The organism is Allostreptomyces psammosilenae, assembly GCF_013407765.1.
GTDB classification, from domain to species: domain Bacteria; phylum Actinomycetota; class Actinomycetes; order Streptomycetales; family Streptomycetaceae; genus Allostreptomyces; species Allostreptomyces psammosilenae.
On record NZ_JACBZD010000001.1, the window covers coordinates 2,881,653 to 2,901,043 of the forward strand.

Below are 19,391 nucleotides of genomic sequence, written 5' to 3' on the forward strand. Positions count from 1 at the left end.
AGCGCCGACCATGGCGGGCGTTTGGAGGGCCCTGAATCGGCATGTGCCGCTCCCAATCCCCTCCATCCATGTCCCCCCTAGCGCCCCGGGCCCTCAGCGCGTCACACACAGCCTCCGTCGCTTGCCGGGCTTGACGGGAGGACACCCGGCGTGGGCCGACCGGGATGCCGGGCGGGACGCCCCGCCGTGGGGTGGGAAGCGGTGCACGGGAAAGGGGGTGAAGCGTGGGCGAATGTGGCGAATCCGACTCGTTGGGGGTGGTGGGTGCTGCGGGCGTGGAGGGCCGGCGGGTACCGAGGGTCAAGCGGGTGTGGCTGGGGGCCTGGGTCCGGGCGGGAGTGGAGCGGCGTCAGCGCACCCGCAGCCGCCCGTACCGCCGGGGCGGCCCCTCCGGGCCCTGCACCTTGATCAGACGGACGGTGCCGTGCCCGAGCTCCGCGTTCAGCCGGGCCACGAGCTGCGGCGCGAGGTAGCGCAGCTGCGTCGCCCAGGAGGAGGAGTCGCAGCGCACCGTCACGGCACGCTCCTCCTCGCTGTAGTGCTCCGGGACGCAGTGCTGGGCGATGTCCCGGCCGACGATCTCCGGCCAGCGGCTCATCACGCCGCTGACCGCCACCGGCGTCTCCCAGCCGCGCTCGGCGATCAGGCGTTGCAGGGCGGCACCGAGCGGCTGGGGGTCGCGTCCGTCCGGCCGTGAACCGCTGCGCAACCCCCGGCCCCGGCGGGCCTCGCGGCGCTGCGCGTTCTGCTCACCGCGCAGCCGGGCCTGCTCCTTGGCCGCGCGCAGCGCGACCCGGGCGAGGTCCACACCGGACGGGCGTGGCTCGGCCGGGGACTGGGCGTGGGCTCGGGGCTCCGCGCCGGCCGCCGGGGTGTGGACGGGAGCCGCCGGGGTGTGGGGGCCCGTCGGGGTGTGGATGGGCGCGGCGCCCGCCCGCTCGTGGTGTTCCGCTCCGGTCGGCATCAGTCGGTCACCCTCTCCACCCGGCCGTCCCGCACGCTGAACCGGGCCCCGGTCAACGCCGGCGGCACGTCCTGCGGCACCGCGGCCGTGACCAGCACCTGCTCGGCCGCCCCCACCGACTCGGCCAGCCGCTCGCGACGGCCGGCGTCCAGCTCGGCGAAGACGTCGTCGAGGATCAGCACCGGCTCGCCGCCGTCCCCCCGCAGCAGCTCGTAGGAGGCCAGCCGGAGCGCGAGCGCCAACGACCACGACTCCCCGTGGCTGGCGTACCCCTTGGCGGGCAGCCCGCCCAGGCCCAGTCCGAGCTCGTCGCGGTGCGGGCCGACCAGCGTCACGCCCCGCTCCAGCTCCTGCGGACGTGCCGCCGCCACGGCCTGGCGCATCGCGGCGGCGATCGCGCCCCGGTCGGCGCCGGCGGCGTGCGGCTGGCCAGCGTGCGGCTGGCCAGCGTGCGGCTGGCCGGCGTGCGGCTGGCCGGCGTGGGACGGGGGCGCCGGGGTGGGCCCCCCGCCCTCCGGGAAGGCGGTCGCCCGGTACTCCAGGCCGGTGCCGCCGCCACCGGGCGCCAGCTGCTGGTACGCCTTCTCCACCAGCGGCTCCAGGGCGGCCACGAGGTCCAGCCGGGCGGCGACCAGCTCGGCGCCGGTGCGGGCGAGGTGCTCGTCCCAGACGTCCAGGGTGGACAGGTCCACCCGCCGACCGGCGGCCCGGCGTGCCATCGCGGCCGACTTCAGCAGGGCGTTGCGCTGCTTGAGCACGCGCTCGTAGTCCTGCCGGACGGCCACCATCCGGGGCGCCCGCGCCACCAGCAGCTCGTCCAGGAAACGGCGCCGGTCACCCGGATCGCCCTTGACCAGGGCGAGGTCCTCGGGGGCGAAGAGGACGGTGCGCAGCAGGCCCAGCACGTCGCGCGGACGGGTGGCGGCGGAACGGTTCACCCGGGCGCGGTTGGCCCGGCCGGGGTTGATCTCCAGCTCCACCAGCGTGGGGCGGCCCTCGCGCACCACGGAGGCGCGCACCACGGCGCGCTCGGCGCCCGCGCGCACCAGCGGGGCGTCGGAGGAGACGCGGTGGCTGCCGAGCGTGGCCACGTAGCCGATGGCCTCGACGAGGTTGGTCTTGCCCTGCCCGTTCGGGCCGACGAAGGCCGTGACGCCAGGCTGGAGCGGCACCTCGGCCGTGGTGTACGACCGGAAGTCGGCGAGGGAGAGATGGGCTACATGCATGCGTGGGTCAACCGCCTGTACTGCCGAACTACCGAGGGGCCGAACTGCCAGGGCCGAACTACCGGGGCACCCGCCCGTGCTGGCCCGGGTGGGTGGGAGGGGCCGGCCGTGCCCGCCGCCTCCTCTCCCAGCCTGCTGCATCCGCGCGCGCGGGGACAGCCGAGCGGGCCGGGGACCGAGGGGTGCGAGCCGCCGGCCCTCCACTCTCGCAGAAGCGCGCACCGGACGCCGCCACCACCCGGTGGTTGGACCGGTTTCCGGCTGCGAGCGGGATCGGCGGTTGCCGGTTGGTCGGTTGCCGGTTGGTCGGTTGCCGGTTGCGGACTGTTGGCCGCCGCTCGCCGACTGCTGGGACCGTGGCATGCGCGGCCCCGGGGCGTTGTACACGGGGCCTCGATGGGTTGTGTACGCGGGGATGAGGAGGGGATCCGCTCGCCGGACGGTAGTTATCCACAGGCTGTGATTGGGGGGCTGCGCCACGCCAACGGCCCATGGGATCCTGAAACAGGGGGTCCCCCCGAGACGAGGGCGGGCCTGTGCCGGGAGTGCTGGCATGTTCCTGGCGGTGTCGCGGAGGAGCTCAGCCCATCCACACCCGTGACGCGCCGCATCCTGACCGGTGGACCGCCACATCCGCACCGGTAGCGCTGGCCATTCACATCGGTCGCACGCGCAACGCAGTCTTGGGGGCTCCGGGTGGGCCCCCCGAATCCAGGATCCCACGGGGTGGTCACCGAGCGCAGGACCCTTCCCACAGCCTGTGGATAACTTCGCGGCGCGCGTTGGAGCCAGGGCTCCACGGCGTGGGACGGGCCAGGGCTTCGCGGCGTGAGCTGTGTCAGGGCGTCCGCGGCGTGAGACGGGTCAGGGCCCCGAGGCGTGAGGCGGGCCGGGCCACGCGGCACACGGCGTGCCGGGGCTTCGTGAGCAAGCGGCGGGCCAGGGCTCTCCGCTGCGTGCGAGGCGGCATGGCGAGGCGGCGCGCGAGGGACCGGGGCCTCCCTGCCTCCGCGCGCGGTCGGTCGCCCGCGCGGGTTGGGCAGCGCCTCCCGCCTGCCGGCCGGCGGCCCGGGCCGGCTGGGCTCAGCCCGGCCGGCCCGGCCGACCCGCCCCGGCCCGGACAGCGCCCCGGCCCTGTCACCCCTGCCGCCGGGGCGGGAGCGACAGGGCCGGCGGCCGGGGCTGCGCTGGGGCTCAGGCGCCGGTGGAGACCCCGTGGCCGCCGAACTGGTTGCGCAGGGCGGCGACCAGCTTCATCTGCGGGGAGTCCTCCTGGCGGGACGAGAAACGGGCGAAGAGCGAGGCGGTGATCGCCGGCAGCGGCACGGAGTGGTCGATCGCGGCCTCCACCGTCCAGCGGCCCTCGCCGGAGTCCTCGGCGTAGCCGCGGATCTTCTCCAGGTGCTCGTCCGCGTCGAGGGCGTCGACGGCGAGGTCGAGCAGCCAGGAGCGGATGACCGTCCCCTCCTGCCAGGAGCGGAAGACCTCGCGCACGTCGGTGACGGCGTCCGCGGCCTGGAGGAGCTCCCACCCCTCGGCGTAGGCCTGCATCATCGCGTACTCGATGCCGTTGTGGACCATCTTGGCGAAGTGCCCGGCACCGACCTTGCCGGCGTGCACGAACCCGTGCTCGCCCTCCGGCTTGAGGGCGTCGAAGATGGGCTGGACGGCGGCGATGTGCTCGGCCTGGCCGCCGACCATCAGGGCGTAGCCGTTCTCCAGGCCCCACACGCCACCGGAGACGCCCGCGTCCACGAAGCCGATGCCGTGCTCGGCGAGCAGGGCGGCGTGCTCGGCGTCGTCGGTCCAGCGGGAGTTCCCGCCGTCGACCACGATGTCCCCGGCCGAGAGCAGTCCGGCGAGCTCGGTGATGGTGCTCTGGGTCGGTGCGCCGGCCGGGACCATCACCCACACCACGCGCGGCCCCTCCAGGGCGTCGACGAGGGCCTGGAGGCTGGGGACGTCGGCCAGCTCCGGGTTGCGGTCGTAGCCGATGACGGTGTGGCCGGCGCGGCGGATCCGCTCGCGCATGTTGCCGCCCATCTTGCCGAGGCCGATGAGTCCGAGCTGCATGACTGAACCTTCGTTTCTGACGTGCTGCCATCGCGGGTGTGCGGCGCACGACGCGGACCGCCATGGTCCGCGCGCACGGCGACCGCGGCCGGCGCCCGCGGCCGGACCGTTCGGGCCCGGCCGTCGCCACGGTGCGCGGATCTCGCGCGGCAGGCGGTTTCGGGGCCGTCTTTTCTCGATATCGAGATTACGCCCTCCCGCCCGGCGCCCCACGTCGAGCCACGCCCGCCGGGCCACGCGGCACGGCCGGCAGACGGCCGGCAGACGGCTGCAGGACGCGCGACGGCCCCGCCGCGGGCCCGTGGCCACCGTCCGGGAGGGACGGTGGCCGAAGGGACCGCCGGGCGGGGCCGTGGGGCGCTGGGACGGCCGGTCAGCCGGACAGCCGGATGGGCATCATCAGGTAGCGGTAGGACTCGTCGGCCTCCGCGTCCACCGCGGGCTTGCCGGAGAGCACGGCGGGCCGGGTGGCGGTGGTCATGGCGAGCTGGGCCACCGGGGCGTCGATCGCGCTCAGGCCGTCGAGCAGGAACTGCGGGTTGAACGCCACGGTGATGTCCTCGCCCTGCAGGTCAGCGTCGAGCCGCTCGGACGCCTGGGCGTCCTCGCCCGAGCCGGCCTCCAGGGTCACCACGCCCTGGGTGAAGGACAGCCGCACCGGGGTGTTGCGCTCCGCCACCAGGGAGACCCGCTTGACCGCCTCGACCAGCGGGGCCGTCTCGATGGTGGCGTAGCCGCTGAACTCCTCCGGGAAGAGCGAGCGGAACTTCGGCAGGTCGCCGTCGATCAGCCGGGTGGTGGTCCGCCGGCCGGCGCCCTCGACACCGATCAGGCCCTCGCCCGCGCCGCCGTCGGCCAGCGCGAGGGACACGTGGTCCGCGCCGGCCAGCGACTTGGCGGTGTCGGCCAGGGTCTTGGCCGGGACCAGGGCCACCGCGGAGGTGCCGGCGTTCTCCGGCTTCCAGCGCAGGGTGCGCATCGCCAGCCGGTAGCGGTCGGTGGCGGCGAGGGTGACCTCGTCGCCGTCGATCTCGATCCGCACGCCGGTGAGCACCGGGAGGGTGTCGTCACGGCCGGCCGCGACCGCGACCTGGCTGACGGCGGAGGCGAAGGTCTCCCCGGTGACGGTGCCGGAGGAGGTGGGCATCGCCGGCAGCGACGGGTACTCCTCGACCGGGAGGGTCATCAGCGTGAAGCGGGCGCTGCCGCAGACCACGACGACCTTCGGGCCCTCGGTGCTGACCTCGATGGGGCGGTTCGGCAGCGAGCGGGAGATGTCCGCCAGCAGGCGGCCGGAGACCAGGACCTTGCCGGGCTCCTCGATCTCGCTCTCCACCTCGACCCGTGCGGAGACCTCGTAGTCGAAGCCGGACAGGCTCAGCCGGCCGTCGCCCGTCTCCAGCAGGATGCCGGCGAGCACGGGCACCGGCGGTCGTGCCGGGAGGCTGCGGGCCGTCCAGGCCACCGCCTCCGCGAAGACATCACGCTCCACCCGGAACTTCACCGGTCACCGCCTCCTGCGCCGCACTGCTCGATGGACTTGCTGCTGGAGACAGTCTGACGCACGGAGCCGACAGCTCGCCGCCCGCCTCGTCAAGTCGGACAGATCGCCCACGGAGCCGTCCATCCACAGCTGACGCGCCGCCCACCGTTTTTCGGGATCTCGCGCTATATGTCTGTGGTCGTAGTAATAGGGGCTGTGGAAACCGTGGATAACTGGTTCCCGCGCAGCTCAGGGGCCCTTTTTTGTCCCCAGGTGCCTGTGGGCGAAGCGGTGGACAACTGCGCGCGGCTGTGGACAGACGACGGTTGTCCACATCGTTTCCACAGGTCAGCCGAGTTGTCCCCAGGTTCGTCCCCAGGTTTTACCCCAGTTCTCCCCAGGCCACACATCAACCTCGATGTGACCGTCTTCACTCCAAAGAGTTAATGCCCCAGGGCGTGTTGTCGAACTGTGGAAAAGCTGGGGACAACCCTGTGCACAACCCCGGATCCCTGTGGGCAACCGGTGGACGACGGGGAGGACACCCGTTCGGCCCAGCGGTTGTCCACAGCCCTGTGGATAATGGTTTCTCCACAGGGCGCACGGCTGTGACCAGGCAGGACGGGACCACCCGCGAGGGCCTGGGGATGCCGGTGGAAGCCCACATCCTGCCCACCGCCTGTGGACAACGCAATCGACGCCGGGCTGTGGAAAACCGGCCGCGCGGGCCCTTCCGTTCGAACGGGGGCGGTGTCGCAGCCGCGTGGGAGGGTGGGCGGGCGTGCCCGTGGAGCCGGGCCGGACGGCGGTACGGGGCGGCCCTGGGGCGAGCTGGGGGCCTTTGTGAGCAGTGAGGCGGCGTGGGCACGCCTGGGACGCCCGGCCACGCCTGGGGCCGCCGGAGAGACGCACAGGGACGTCTGGGGACGCCCAAGGACGCCCAAGGACGCCCAAGGACGCCTGGGGACGCCTGGGGACGCGAAACGGCGGGTGGCGCGGCCGTCTCCGGCGCGCCACCCGCCGCTGTGAACCCGGCGACCCAGGGGATCAGCAGCCCCGGGGGATCAGCTCTCCGCCTTGATGCGGTTGGTGAGCTCGGTGACCTGGTTGTAGATGGAGCGCCGCTCCGCCATCAGCGAGCGGATCTTGCGGTCGGCGTGCATCACCGTGGTGTGGTCACGGCCGCCGAACTGAGCGCCGATCTTGGGCAGGGACAGGTCGGTGAGCTCCCGGCACAGGTACATGGCGATCTGCCGCGCGGTCACCAGCACCCGGCTGCGCGAGGTCCCGCACAGGTCCTCCACGCTCAGCCCGAAGTAGTCCGCGGTCTGCGCCATGATCGTGGTGCAGCTGATCTCCGGCCCGGTGTCGTTCCCACCCGGCATCAGGTCCTTCAGCACGATCTCGGTCAGCTGGAGGTCCACCGGCGCGCGGTTGAGGCTGGCGAACGCGGTGACCCGGATCAGCGCCCCCTCCAGCTCGCGGATGTTGCGGGAGACCCGCGAGGCGATGAACTCCAGCACCTCCGCCGGGGCGTTCAGCTGCTCCTGGATCGCCTTCTTGCGCAGGATCGCGATACGCGTCTCCAGCTCCGGCGGCTGGACGTCGGTGATCAGCCCCCACTCGAAGCGGTTGCGCAGCCGGTCCTCCAGGGTGATCAGCTGCTTCGGCGGCCGGTCGGAGGAGATCACGATCTGCTTGTTGGCGTTGTGCAGGGTGTTGAAGGTGTGGAAGAACTCCTCCTGCGTCTGCTCCTTGGTCTCCAGGAACTGGATGTCGTCCACCAGCAGGATGTCCATGTCCCGGTACCGCTTGCGGAAGCCGTCGGCCTTGCCGTCGCGGATCGAGTTGATGAACTCGTTGGTGAACTCCTCGGAGCTGACGTAGCGCACCCGGGTGCCCGGGAAGAGGCTGCGGGCGTAGTGGCCGATGGCGTGCAGCAGGTGGGTCTTGCCCAGCCCCGACTCGCCGTAGATGAACAGCGGGTTGTACGCCTTGGCCGGGGCCTCCGCCACGGCGACCGCCGCCGCGTGCGCGAAGCGGTTGCTCGACCCGATGACGAAGGTCTCGAAGAGGTACTTGGGGTTCAGCCGGGCCGGCTCGCCGTCCTTGCGCGCTCCGGAGCCGCCCGCACCGGAGGACGGTCCTCCGCCCGAGCGGGCTCCCGGCACGGTGGGCGCGGCGCCCACCGCCGTGCTGGGGCCGCCGGACCCGGAGCCGGGTACGGCGGTGGCCGCGCCGGCCGTCGTGGCACCGCCGGGCAGGGACGCCCCCGGCAGCGGCATGCCGGGCAGCGGCGGGGCCGAGGCCGGGTAGCCCGACCCGCCGGCGCCCGTGCCGCGGCGCGGCTGCCCGCCCTCGCCCGCGGAGCGCTCCACGGCGGAACCGGCGGCCGACGTGCCGCCGCCGTCCTGGGCGCGCTCGCCCGGGGGGTGGTGTGGTCCGCGGGCCCCCTCCGGGCGCGCGGCGGAGCCGCCCGGGGCGTCGTCGCCCTCCCGGGCACGTCCGGTGTCCGCGCCTGCGCCCGGCACGGCGGACGTCAGGGCGTCGGCGCCCGTGCCGGCGCCGTCCTTCCGGCCGCGTTCGGCGCCGCGCCCGGCCGGGGAGGCCGGGGACGACCCGGGGGAGTTCGGGGAGGTCTCCGGCTGACCGCCGGCCCCGTCGGCGGCGTCCCGCTCGGCTTCCCCGCCCGATGGCGGGGCACCGGTGTCGCCCTCCGGGGACTGCGCCTGGTGCGGCAGGTAGTCGCCGGCGCGCGGGAAGTCACGGGGGCCGCGGTAGTCGTCGCCCGTGGGGTAGCCGGGAGCCGACGGGTAGCCCTCGCCGCCCGGCTGGCCCTGGCCCGGGCCGTTCCAGCCGCGGTCGGCGTAGGGGCCGCGTCCGTACGGGTAGCCGGTCGGCGTCCGGTAGGGCTGGCGGTCGTCGCCGTAGCCGCGCTCGTCGCCGTACTCGGAGCGCCGGTACTCGTAGGGGTACTCACCGGGGGCGTAGTCGCCGCGGCGCTGGTAGTCGCCGTAGCCGTACTCGCCGTTCGGGGGGAACTCCCCGGCGGGCGGATAGCCGGTGCCGCCCTGCGGGCCGCCGCCGTAGCCGCCGCCCGGGCGGCCGTACTCCGGCCGGTAGCCGCCGGCGCCGTACCCCTCGCCACCGTAGGAGTCCGGACCGTAGCCCTCCGGGGCCGGCCGGTACTCGTGCGCCGGGTAGTCCGCGTTCCGGCCGCCGCCGTACTCCGACCGGTAGCCGTCCCGCCAGGCGCCGGGCGCGGGGTCGCGCCGGTCCTCCCCCCAGGCCGGGCCGGGGCTGATCGGGCCGATCGGCTGGCCGCTCGCGCCGCCGCCGTCCACCGCGGCCCCGGCCGTGGCGTCCTCCGCCGGGGCCGAGACGTCCACGGTCACCGCGATCCGGATGGCCCGCCCGAACTCGCGGCTGAGCGCGTCGGTGATCATCGGCAGCAGCCGGCCCTCCAGCACGCCCTTGGCGAACTCGTTGGGCGCGGACAGCAGCGCGGTGTCGGAGACCAGGGCCAGGGCCTGGCTGCGCTGCAGCCACTCGCGGTCCTTGGGCTTCACCGAGCTGTCGGCGGCGAGCCGGCCGACCACGGTGGCCCAGACACCGGCGAGGTCGCCGTTCACGTCAGCCACAGTCACGCATCCTCGCTCGTCGGTGCCGTCGTCGTTCCCCCCGGATCGCCCTCGGCGCTGTGAGCTGCCGGTGCGCGGCGTCGCCCCGCGCGAACGGAGGTGCCGGATGTCCAGGATGCCCCGACCAGGGTGCGACCGTATCTCGCGATCCGCACGCGGAACCCCGTGGAACCCGCTGGTTCGCAGCCGGTCCTCCGCCCTCGCCGCCGCCGGAACTCTGGTCGAACCTGAAACGGTAATGAGCCGGGCCGGGCCGGTTCAAGTTCTGTCCACAGGCTGTGGAACCAGCATGGACCCGTTCGCCCGGCGCGTCGCGGGACACCTCGTGGGGCCGGCGGGGCGCGGTTTGACCACGCCTTCCCAGCTCGCGTACCGTGGCCCAGTCGAGGTGTCGATGGCCGCTGCCGCATGCCCGCAAGGCTCGGCAAGCACAATCGCCGGCGGGAGATCTGCGGGCGTCCGGTGACGGCCAGGCATCACGGCCCGCGGCGTGACAAGCCGACCAACCAGCCCACGATTTCTTCCTGGAGCCTCCAGTGAGCAAGCGCACCTTCCAGCCGAACAACCGCCGCCGCGCGAAGACCCACGGCTTCCGGCTGCGCATGCGCACCCGTGCCGGTCGCGCGATCCTCGCCGCGCGCCGCGGCAAGGGCCGCGCCAAGCTGTCCGCCTGATTCCCAGGACCATGCCGTGCTGCCTTCCGACAATCGGCTGAGGCGACGGCAGGACTTCGCGACGGCGGTCCGCCGCGGGCGTCGTGCCGGACGCCACCACCTGGTGGTGCACCTGCACGCCGCGCCAGAGCCGCCCCCGCCCGTCGCGGCGGGAACGACGCACGACCCCAGCCCGCACGGGGCGGCAGGAGCCTGTCCGCCGCCCCGTGCGGGTTTCGTCGTGAGCAAGGCCGTCGGGCCGGCGGTCGTCCGCAACAAGGTCAAGCGCCGGCTGCGGCACCTGGTCCGGGAGCGGCTGGACCGGCTCCCCGCCGGCAGCCTGCTGGTGGTGCGCGCCCTACCCCCGGCCGCGGACGGCGACGTCACCGTGCTGGCCGAGGACCTCGACGCGGCGCTGCGCCGACTGCTGACCCCACGCGGTGGCGGCAGACCCGACACCGCGCCGACGCGGCCCGTCCCGGCCGCCGAGCCGGACCGGAGCGCGCCGTGAAGTACCTGCTCATGGGCCTGATCCGGATCTACCAGTGGACGATCTCGCCACTGCTGGGCCCCGTGTGCAAGTACTACCCGTCGTGCTCCCACTACGGCTTCGAGGCCGTCCGCGTGCACGGCGCGGTGAAGGGCACCGTGCTCACCGGCTGGCGGATCCTGCGCTGCAACCCGTGGAGCCTGGGGGGCGTGGACCACGTACCGCCGCGGAAGCGCCCGCCGTGGCACCAGCTGCTGTGGCAGCGGCTGCGCGGCGAGCGGGCCGATCCCGCCGCCCCGGTCGAGTCCCCGGTCCCCACCCGGGACGACCACGAGGGCAACGGGCCGCCCGACGAGGCCGCCCCCGGTCCCGGCCCCGCGCCGGCCGCGCCGCCGGTTGCGGCGCCCGGCGACGGCGCCGGAGCCGGCCAGGGGGACGGCGGGCGTCCCGGGAGCCCTGGGGACCGCTCCGGACGTTCCTCGGTGGGGATCCCCACATCGACCGACCGCCGGACGCCGCACGCGGAACGTACCGTGAAGGCGGTGCGTCCGCCGGACGCTCCGGCAACGGCCGCCCCCACCAAGCACGCCGGCCGCCCCGGCCGATCCGCCGACCGTCCCGTACGGACCAACGCCCAAGGAGCCTGACCGTGGGGCTTTTGAACCCCCTCTACGACGCGGTGTCGTGGATCATCGTCCAGTTCCACACGCTGTTCAGCCTCGTCTTCCCGGAGGACAGCGGTTGGGCCTGGGGCCTGTCCATCGTCTGCCTGGTGATCCTGATCCGGATCTGCCTGATCCCGCTGTTCGTCCGGCAGATCAGGGCGACCCGCAACATGCAGGCGCTCCAGCCCAAGATGCGGGCCATCCAGGAGCGCTACAAGAACGACCGGCAGCGTCAGTCCGAAGAGATGATGAAGCTGTACCGCGAGACGGGCACCAACCCGCTCGCGAGCTGCCTCCCCATCCTGGCGCAGTCCCCGTTCTTCTACGCCCTGTACCACGTCCTGACCTACACGTCCCAGGGCAAGACCGTGGGCGTGATGGACCAGGAGCTGGTCAACAGCGCCCGTGAGGCGCACATCTTCGGCGCGCCGATCGCCGCCCGGTTCACCGACAGCGCCGCCACGGTCGAGGCGCTCAACGCCGACCTGATCACGGTGCGGATCGTCACGGTCGTGATGATCGTGCTGATGTCGCTGTCGCAGTTCATCACCCAGCGCCAGCTCATGGTGAAGAACGTCGACACGACCGTGCAGAACCCGATGATGCAGCAGCAGCGCATGCTGATGTACCTGATGCCGATCATGTTCGCGATCTTCGGCATCAACTTCCCGGTCGGCGTGCTCGTGTACTGGCTCACCACCAACGCCTGGTCCATGGGTCAGCAGCTCTACGTCATCCGCCGCAACCCCACCCCGGGCAGCAAGGCGTTCCACGAGCGCCAGGAGCGGCTGCGCGCCAAGGGCAAGCTGCCGGAGCAGAAGGCCGCCGCCAAGGCCGCCAAGGCCGCAGGCGAGGACGTGGCCAAGGCCATCGAGGAGGCCACCAAGCCGGCCAAGCCCGCCCCGGTCGCCCGCACCCAGCCCAAGCGCACCACCAAGGCCCAGCGCCAGGGCGGCGCGGCCGGCCGGCCGCAGAGCGGCGCGGCCGGTGGCAAGCAGCCCGGTCAGCAGCCGGGCAAGCCGGCCGGCGGCGCGGACTCCGGCACGGACGCCTCCTCCTCCGGCGCCCGCAACGCCTCGGCCACCCGACCGCAGGACGCCGCGCAGCGCCAGGGCGGAAACCGCACCAAGAGCCCCTCCCGCCCGCAGCGGCCCGGCTCCCCCAAGAAGAAGTAGCCGCGCCCGGTCGGGGCGCGTGCCACACCGCCGCCCCCGACCGGCGCGACCGCAAGCCTCCAGCCATTCCCCAGCCACAGCCCAAGGAGCCCGCCCGTGTCGGAAGGCACCTCGACCCCCGTCGCCGACGGCGACGTCACCGCGTCCTCCCCCTCCGAGGAGGAGATCGCCCGCCTGGAACAGGAGGGTGAGATCGCCGCCGACTACCTGGAGGGTCTGCTCGACATCGCCGATCTCGACGGCGACATCGACATGGACGTCGAGGGGGACCGCGCCGCGGTGTCCATCGTCACCGAGGACGGCGACACCCGTGCCCTGCGCAAGCTCGTCGGGGAGAACGGTGAGGTCCTCGAAGCACTCCAGGAACTGACCCGGCTCGCCGTGCTCCGGGAGACCGGGGAGCGCAGCCGGCTGATGCTGGACATCGCCGGCTTCCGCGCCCGCCGCCGCGACGTGCTCGGCGGTGAGGCCGAGCAGGCGGCCCGTAAGGTGAAGGAGACGGGCGAGCCGGTGCGCATGCGACCGATGACCCCGTTCGAGCGGAAGGTCGTCCACGACGCGGTGGCCGCGGCCGGTCTGCGCAGCGAGTCCGAGGGCGAGGAGCCGCGGCGGCGCGTGGTCGTACTGCCCGCCGAGTAAGCCGGCGAGCGAACACCGACCCACACCGACGGCCCCGCCTGGTCAGCAGGCGGGGCCGTCGCGCGTCACACGCCACCACAGCACCGCCACAGGCGCCCCGCGGCGCCCGCGGGGACGAGGGAGAGCAGAATGTTTCACGTGGAACGCCGAGGATGACCCGAGGATGACCGGAGAGCTGATGCAGGAGTCCCGCCCCGAAGCGAAACCGGACCTGCCCCCGGCCGCGGCCGCCGTCCCAGCGGCGCCCGAGGCGGCGGCGAAGGTCTTCGGCACGAGCCTGCGGAGCGCCGAGAACTACGCCGCGATGCTCGCCGACGCGGGAGTCCGACGCGGGCTGATCGGCCCCCGTGAGGTGGAGCGGCTGTGGGAACGCCACCTGCTCAACTGCGCGGTGGCCGCCGAGGTGCTGCCGGAGGGCGCGAGCCTGTGCGACGTCGGCTCGGGCGCCGGCCTGCCGGGCATCCCGCTGGCCCTGGTCCGGCCCGATCTGCGGATCATTCTGCTGGAGCCCCTGCTGCGGCGGACCACCTTCCTCCAGGAGGCCGTGGACGAACTCGGCCTGTCCAACGTCACGGTCTGCCGCGGGCGCGCCGAGGAGATGATCGGCCGGATCGAGGTGGACCGGGTGACCGCCCGGGCGGTGGCGCCGCTGGCCCGGCTCGCCGGCTGGGGACTGCCGCTGCTGCGGCGCGGCGGAGAGATGGTGGCGCTCAAGGGCGGCACCGCGGAGGAGGAGCTGGCCTCCGCGCGGGAGGAGCTGCTGGCCCTCGGCGCTGTGGAGTGGAGCGTGGAACAGGTCGGTGAGGGTCTGGTCGACCCGGTCACCACGGTGGTGCGGGTGCGGGTGGGCGACGAGCCCGGAGGCCGCCGCGCGGCCGCCCGGCGGGCCGCGGCGAAGAAGCCCCCGCGCGCCAAGGGCGCTCGCGGACGGTCGCCCCGGCGCGCCCGCCAGCGCTAGCACGCGAGCCGCACCGGCGTGGCGCTGCGGCCCGGGCACCCCGGCGCCGGCGCCCCAGCCAGCGGACCCAGCAGCGGATCCAGCACGGAACCCAGCGGGGCCCGCCCTCCCAGGAGGGCGGGCCCCGGCCCCTTTTCCGGGCACGATCCCGCCTCCATTTGAGCGAACACCGGCCCGCCCGGGGGGTGTCGGCTCGGGTTCCGGCGCCGGCGGCGTGAGAGTGGCCAGGTGAAACGGCGGTCACTGATTCCAGGCATCCTGCGGCGGCCCCAGGCCGGGCCCCGTTCCTCCCGCTCGCTGACACCCTCTCCCGAGTTGTCCACAGGTTCAGCGGACCCGGCAGCGTCTGTACGCTCCGAGGACGTACCTTCTGAGGACAAGCCACATCCAGCCGCCCAGTCCGCGGCGGGAGAGGAGAGTGAATCCTTGCCGTCCGACGCTCACTTCCCGGGGCAGTCGCCGGGATCGGCGGGTGGCCCGTTCGAAGGTCCCTACCCGGGGGATCCGATGCAGGGCTATCCGGTCGCCGCTCCCGTGGCACCGTCGCACAGCGGCGTCGCTGGGACGTACGTCGGCGACTCGCTGCCGGGACCACGACTCAATGTTTCACGTGAAACAGGGGCGATCCCTCCGCCGCCGAGAACCCGAATGATGGTGGTCGCCAACCAGAAGGGCGGCGTGGGGAAAACCACCACCACCGTCAACATCGCGGCGGCGCTGGCGATGAACGGGGCCAGGGTGCTGGTCATCGACCTCGACCCGCAGGGCAACGCGTCCACCGCCCTGGGCATCGACCACCACGCCGACGTCCCCTCGGTCTATGACGTCCTGGTCGACGGCAAGCCGCTCGCCGACGTGGTCCAGCCGGTGAAGGACGTGGAAGGGCTGTTCTGCGCCCCGGCCACCATCGACCTCGCCGGCGCCGAGATCGAGCTGGTCTCCCTGGTGGCCCGGGAGAGCCGGCTGAAGCGGGCCCTGGACAGCTACGAGCAGCCGCTGGACTACGTGCTGATCGACTGTCCTCCCTCGCTCGGCCTACTGACCGTCAACGCGCTGGTGGCCGGCGCCGAGGTGATGATCCCGATTCAGTGCGAGTACTACGCGCTGGAGGGCCTGAGCCAGTTGCTGCGCAACGTGGAGCTGGTGCGCGGCCATCTCAACCCGGCGCTGCACATCTCGACCATCCTGCTCACCATGTACGACGCGCGGACCAGGCTGGCCGCCCAGGTGGCCGAGGAGGTGCGGACCCACTTCGCGGACCAGGTCCTGCGCACCAGCATTCCGCGCTCGGTGCGCATCTCGGAGGCGCCGAGCTACGGGCAGACGGTGATGACCTACGATCCGGGGTCGAGCGGTGCCCTGTCCTACCTGGAGGCCGCGAGGGAGATCGCGCTCCGCGGGGCGGGCGCGAACGCCCATCCGGCCAATCCCTACGCGACACAGGCCGGCCCCGGAGAGGGCGGGCACCCCCAGCAGAGCGCGGCGCCGTCGGCGTCGCCCCAGCACTTCGGCATGGTGGAGGAAAACCGGTGAGCGGTCGCAGGGGTTTGGGGAAGGGACTGGGGGCGCTCTTCCAGGCCGACTCGGCGCCCGGAGCAGGGGCCGGCACGGCAGGGCCCGGCTCGGCGGGAGCCGGCGCGGCAGGGTCCGGCGCGGCGACGACGGTCCCGGTACCCGCCGGGCCGGCCGGTGGCGAACAGGGCGGACGGTCGGCCGGAACGCTCGGCACCGGTCCGGCCCGGCGGGCCACCGTCGCCGAACGCGCGGCGGAGGCCGTTTCACGTGAAACATCGGCCAGCCGGGAGCACGGGGTGGCCGGTGCCTACTTCGCCGAGCTGCCGATCGACGCGATCACCCCCAACCCGAACCAGCCGCGTGAGGTCTTCGACGAGGAGGCCCTTGAGGAGCTGGTCCACTCGATCCGCGAGGTGGGTCTGCTCCAGCCCGTGGTGGTCCGTGAGGAGGCTCCCGGCCGCTACGAACTGATCATGGGTGAGCGCCGCTGGCGTGCCACCCAGGAGGCCGGCCTCACCCGGATCCCGGCGATTGTCCGGAGCACCCCGGACGACCGGATGCTGCTGGACGCCCTGCTGGAGAACCTGCACCGGGTGCAGCTCAACCCGCTGGAAGAGGCGGCGGCCTACGACCAGTTGCTGCGGGACTTCTCCTGCACGCACGAGGAGCTGGCCAACCGGATCGGGCGCTCCCGGCCGCAGATCACCAACACGCTGCGGCTGCTCCAGCTCTCCCGTCCCGTGCGACGGCTGGTGGCCGCCGGGGAGATCTCCGCCGGACACGCCAGGGCGCTGCTCAAGCTCTCGGATCCCGAGCAGCAGGACGCGCTGGCCAAGCGGATCATCGCCGAGGGTCTCTCGGTGCGGTCCACCGAGGAGATCACCTTCACGATGACTTCGGAGGAAGGCGAAGGGGGTGCCGAGGGCGAGGCGCGCCGGGCCAAGGGACCCCGCGCCGGCCGCCGGCTCTCCCCCGCCTTCAACGAGTTGGCCAACCGCCTCTCCGACCGCTTCGACACCCGGGTGAAGGTCGACCTCGGGCAGAAGAAGGGGAAGATCGTGGTGGAGTTCGCCTCGGTCGAGGACCTGGAGCGGATCCTGGAGGCCATGGCGCCGGGCGAGCACACCGCCTTCCACCGGGCGGCGTCGATGGCCACCGTCCCGGCCGGCGCCCCCGAGGCGGTGGACCTCTCCGAGGACGACGACTAGCTCCAGGCGCGGGCTCGGGGTTGGGTGTTTCACGTGAAACACCCAACCCCGAGCCCGCTTTACGTGATCGACCGCCGCACGTGAATGGACGGCCGGCCGAGGGGCAGGTCTCGCTGGGTGGACCCAGGCGGTTACCGTGAAGATCCGGGCGCAGGATGGTGATGGATGGGCCGCAGACTGGTTCCGATCACGGTGGACAACCTCCAGGATCTCCCCGCGCGCTGCCGCGGCTGCGTGTTCTGGGAGCTCGACCCCGTGCGTGGCCGCGCGGCCGTCGAGGCGGGGGAGGCCGAGCGCCAGAAGGAGGACTGGGTGTCCGGCCTGCTGTTGGAGTGGGGATCCTGTGGGCGGATTCTCTACGTGGACGAGGCGCCCGCCGGATACATCACCTACGCGCCCGCCCAGCACGTCCCCGGCTCGCTCAGCTTCCCCACCTCTCCGGTGGCGCCCGACGCCGTGCAGTTGGTTACCGCCGCCCTGCTGCCCCGCTACCGCGGCCAGGGGCTCGGGCGGGTGCTGGTGCAGACGGCCGCCAAGGACCTCTCCCGTCGGGGCTTCCGCGCCATCGAGGCCTTCGGACGCTCCGGTTCCCCGTGGCCCGGCACCGAGCGCTCGCGCGGCACCGGATCCGGCGGTGAGGGCAGCGCCGGCGGGGCGGCCACGGGCGAGGCGGGGAGCGGCGAGGCGGGATTCGGTGCCGCCGACCTCGGCGGTGGGGGATTCGGCGGGGGATTCGGTGCTGGGGGGTGCATGGTGCCGGCCGACTACCTCCGGGCCGTCGGCTTCCGCACGGTCCGCACCCACCCCCGCAGCCCCCGGCTGCGTCTGGACCTGCGCACCGCCGCGACCTGGCGGGAGGACGTCGAGGGGGCCCTGGAGCGCCTGCTCGGGGTCGGCGCCGCCGCCCCGGGGCTGCGGCCCGTCTGATCCCGGCCGCCTCGGCGTGGAACGGGCCGGCTGGAGACCGGCCCTGGGATCAGGCGCGCTCCGGCTCCGCCTGGAGTCCGGTCAGCGCCGCCGGCAGCAGCAGGACCCCGGTCGGCGCGTCCTCGCCCGGGGGCAGGTACAGCCGCTGCACCGCCACGGCGATCGCCTCCACGGCCGCCGAGCGGAACTCGGCGGAGGACAGCCGGCGCCGGTCGTGCTCGTTGCTCAGGTAGCCCAGCTCGATGCGGACCGCCGGCATCCTGGTCGTCCGCAGCAGGGTCCACGTCTTCCCGTGGATGCGGTTGTCCCCCAGCCCGCACCGTGCCACCAGTTCGCGCTGCACCAGTCCGGCGAAGCGCTCCCCGGTGGGCGAGCGGCCGGCGGCGTGGTCGGCGCCGTAGTAGTAGGTGGCCAGACCGGACGCCAGCGGGTTGCGGTGCCGATCCACGTGCAACGAGATCACCAGGTCCGCGTCGGTGGCGTTGGCGAAGTCCGCCCGGGTCGCCTCGTCCACCGCGTGGTCGGCCCCGCGGGTCAGATAGGTGCGCACGCCCAGCGCGGTGAGCCGGCCCTCCAGGCGGAGCGCCAGCTCCCACATCAGCTCGGCCTCCACCAGCTCCCCGACCACCACGCCGCGGTCCTCGCCGCCGTGGCCGGGATCCAGGACGACGACCTTGCCCGGCAGGGAGGGACCGGAGCGGTGGAGCAGCTCCCGCTCCCGCATCAGCTGCGCGTCGCCCCCGACCACCGTGCGGGCCAGCCGGTTCAGCGCGGCGAACGTCGCCGGCCCGCAGTTGCCGTCGGCCGGCAGGCCGAGGTTCCGCTGGAGGTCGCGCACGGCGTAGGCGGTGCGCGGGCCGAAGATGCCGTCCACCTGTCCCGGTGAGAACCCGAGGTCGATCAGGCGGCGCTGGAGGTGGGCCACGTCGTCGCCGACCATCGGCCGGCCCACGGTGTGCGCCAGGATGCGGTCCCCGAGCCGCCAGCGGGCCTCCTCCAGGTGCCGGTAGGTCTCCGGCCCCACCACGCCGTCGACGGTGAGGTTGCGGTCCTGCTGGAAGCGGCGCACCGCCAGGTCGAGCACCTCGTCGAACCGCCACACCCAGGAGGGCGGCTCGCTGCTGTGGTGGGTGTGCGGGACGACGGCCGGGAGGTGGCCCAGCCGGGCGAGGCGCTCGCGGATCTCGGCGACGGCGGGCCCGGTGTCCCCGAGCTTCCAGTGGTATGCGGCGGAACGGCTCTGCGCTGTCATGGCGTCGCGCACACCCCCTTGCCCGGGCGCGCTGTCCTCCCTCACGGGCTCGTGCGATCACGCCCGATCGTACGGGCCGGCACTGAGTCATCTGGGTACGGCGCGCTGGAAAACGCGAGCGGCGGGCGGCCCGTTTCCGGGCGCCCGCCGCTCGCTGTGGCGCGGTGGTGCGTCAGCCGATGTAGTCGGCCAGGTCCTGCTCCAGCAGGCGGCGCGGCTTGGCGCCCTTGATGCTGGTGGCCACCTCGCCCTTGACGTACACGTTCATCAGCGGGATGCCGGTGACGTTGTACGCGACCGCGGTGTCCGGGTTCTGGTCCACGTTCAGCTTGGCGATGGTGATGCGGTCACCGTGCTCCTTCGCGATCGCCTCCAGGATCGGGGCGACCTGGCGGCACGGACCGCACCACTCGGCCCAGAAGTCGACCAGCACGGGCTTGTCGCTGCGCAGCACCTTCTCCTCGAAGTCTGCGTCAGTCACGGTGATGACGTTGGGGCTGTCTGCCACGGCGGCAACTCCTT

General features: G+C 73.6%; 14 protein-coding genes and 2 pseudogenes. 9 read left to right on the plus strand and 7 right to left on the minus strand.

What is annotated here, in order from left to right:
- Positions 1-349 precede the first annotated feature (349 nt).
- From FHU37_RS11775 to dnaA, 5 genes and pseudogenes are all read right to left on the minus strand, one after another.
- Positions 350-964, minus strand: coding sequence for a DciA family protein (locus tag FHU37_RS11775; RefSeq protein WP_179814142.1), 615 nt, complete (start codon positions 962-964; stop codon positions 350-352).
- Entirely contained in the window at positions 964-2,190 is a 1,227-nt protein-coding gene (recF, locus tag FHU37_RS11780; protein WP_179814143.1) for a DNA replication/repair protein RecF, read from the minus strand. Before recF ends, FHU37_RS11775 begins: the two co-directional genes overlap by 1 nt.
- 1,194 nt (positions 2,191-3,384) lie before the next feature.
- Positions 3,385-4,263 (minus strand): phosphogluconate dehydrogenase (NAD(+)-dependent, decarboxylating), encoded by an 879-nt coding sequence (gene gnd / locus FHU37_RS11785; protein WP_179814144.1) that lies wholly within the window; start codon positions 4,261-4,263, stop codon positions 3,385-3,387.
- A gap of 373 nt (positions 4,264-4,636) precedes the next feature.
- A complete protein-coding gene (dnaN, locus tag FHU37_RS11790; protein ID WP_179814145.1) occupies positions 4,637-5,767 on the minus strand; it encodes a DNA polymerase III subunit beta in 1,131 nt (376 codons plus the stop codon).
- Between the two features lie 1,043 nt (positions 5,768-6,810).
- Positions 6,811-7,857: pseudogene (gene dnaA, locus FHU37_RS29655) on the minus strand (chromosomal replication initiator protein DnaA); the annotation flags it as partial.
- A gap of 2,066 nt (positions 7,858-9,923) precedes the next feature.
- Between dnaA and rpmH the strand changes: the two are divergent.
- From rpmH to FHU37_RS29525, 9 genes and pseudogenes are all read left to right on the plus strand, one after another.
- A complete protein-coding gene (gene rpmH / locus FHU37_RS11800; protein ID WP_179814146.1) occupies positions 9,924-10,061 on the plus strand; it encodes a 50S ribosomal protein L34 in 138 nt (45 codons plus the stop codon).
- Between the two features lie 16 nt (positions 10,062-10,077).
- Positions 10,078-10,551, plus strand: coding sequence for a ribonuclease P protein component (rnpA, locus tag FHU37_RS11805; RefSeq protein WP_179814147.1), 474 nt, complete (start codon positions 10,078-10,080; stop codon positions 10,549-10,551).
- Positions 10,548-10,895 (plus strand): annotated as a pseudogene (gene yidD, locus FHU37_RS11810) (membrane protein insertion efficiency factor YidD); the annotation flags it as partial. The gene rnpA and the pseudogene yidD, both read left to right, overlap by 4 nt.
- A gap of 284 nt (positions 10,896-11,179) precedes the next feature.
- Positions 11,180-12,370 (plus strand): membrane protein insertase YidC, encoded by a 1,191-nt coding sequence (gene yidC, locus FHU37_RS11815; RefSeq protein ID WP_179814148.1) that lies wholly within the window; start codon positions 11,180-11,182, stop codon positions 12,368-12,370.
- Positions 12,371-12,466: 96 nt separating this feature from the next.
- Positions 12,467-13,009 (plus strand): Jag family protein, encoded by a 543-nt coding sequence (locus FHU37_RS11820; protein WP_179814149.1) that lies wholly within the window; start codon positions 12,467-12,469, stop codon positions 13,007-13,009.
- A 163-nt stretch (positions 13,010-13,172) separates the two neighbouring features.
- Positions 13,173-13,967 (plus strand): 16S rRNA (guanine(527)-N(7))-methyltransferase RsmG, encoded by a 795-nt coding sequence (rsmG, locus tag FHU37_RS11825; RefSeq protein WP_246449809.1) that lies wholly within the window; start codon positions 13,173-13,175, stop codon positions 13,965-13,967.
- Between the two features lie 507 nt (positions 13,968-14,474).
- Positions 14,475-15,500, plus strand: a complete 1,026-nt coding sequence (locus FHU37_RS11830) for a ParA family protein (RefSeq protein WP_179814150.1) — start codon at positions 14,475-14,477, stop codon at positions 15,498-15,500.
- Positions 15,501-15,514: 14 nt separating this feature from the next.
- Positions 15,515-16,690: a ParB/RepB/Spo0J family partition protein gene (locus FHU37_RS11835; RefSeq protein ID WP_376774024.1), complete on the plus strand. Its 1,176-nt coding sequence runs from the start codon at positions 15,515-15,517 to the stop codon at positions 16,688-16,690.
- Between the two features lie 165 nt (positions 16,691-16,855).
- On the plus strand, positions 16,856-17,617 hold the full coding sequence (locus FHU37_RS29525) for a GNAT family N-acetyltransferase (RefSeq protein ID WP_376773928.1): 762 nt from the start codon (positions 16,856-16,858) through the stop codon (positions 17,615-17,617).
- 49 nt (positions 17,618-17,666) lie between these two features.
- On the opposite strand, the gene FHU37_RS11850 is transcribed toward FHU37_RS29525, so the two are convergent.
- Together FHU37_RS11850 and trxA are read right to left on the minus strand one after the other, a co-directional pair.
- A complete protein-coding gene (locus FHU37_RS11850; protein WP_179814152.1) occupies positions 17,667-18,869 on the minus strand; it encodes an N-acetylmuramoyl-L-alanine amidase in 1,203 nt (400 codons plus the stop codon).
- A 172-nt stretch (positions 18,870-19,041) separates the two neighbouring features.
- Complete coding sequence (gene trxA, locus FHU37_RS11855) at positions 19,042-19,377, minus strand: thioredoxin (RefSeq protein ID WP_179814153.1); 336 nt, start codon at positions 19,375-19,377, stop codon at positions 19,042-19,044.
- Between the last annotated feature and the right edge of the window lie 14 nt (positions 19,378-19,391).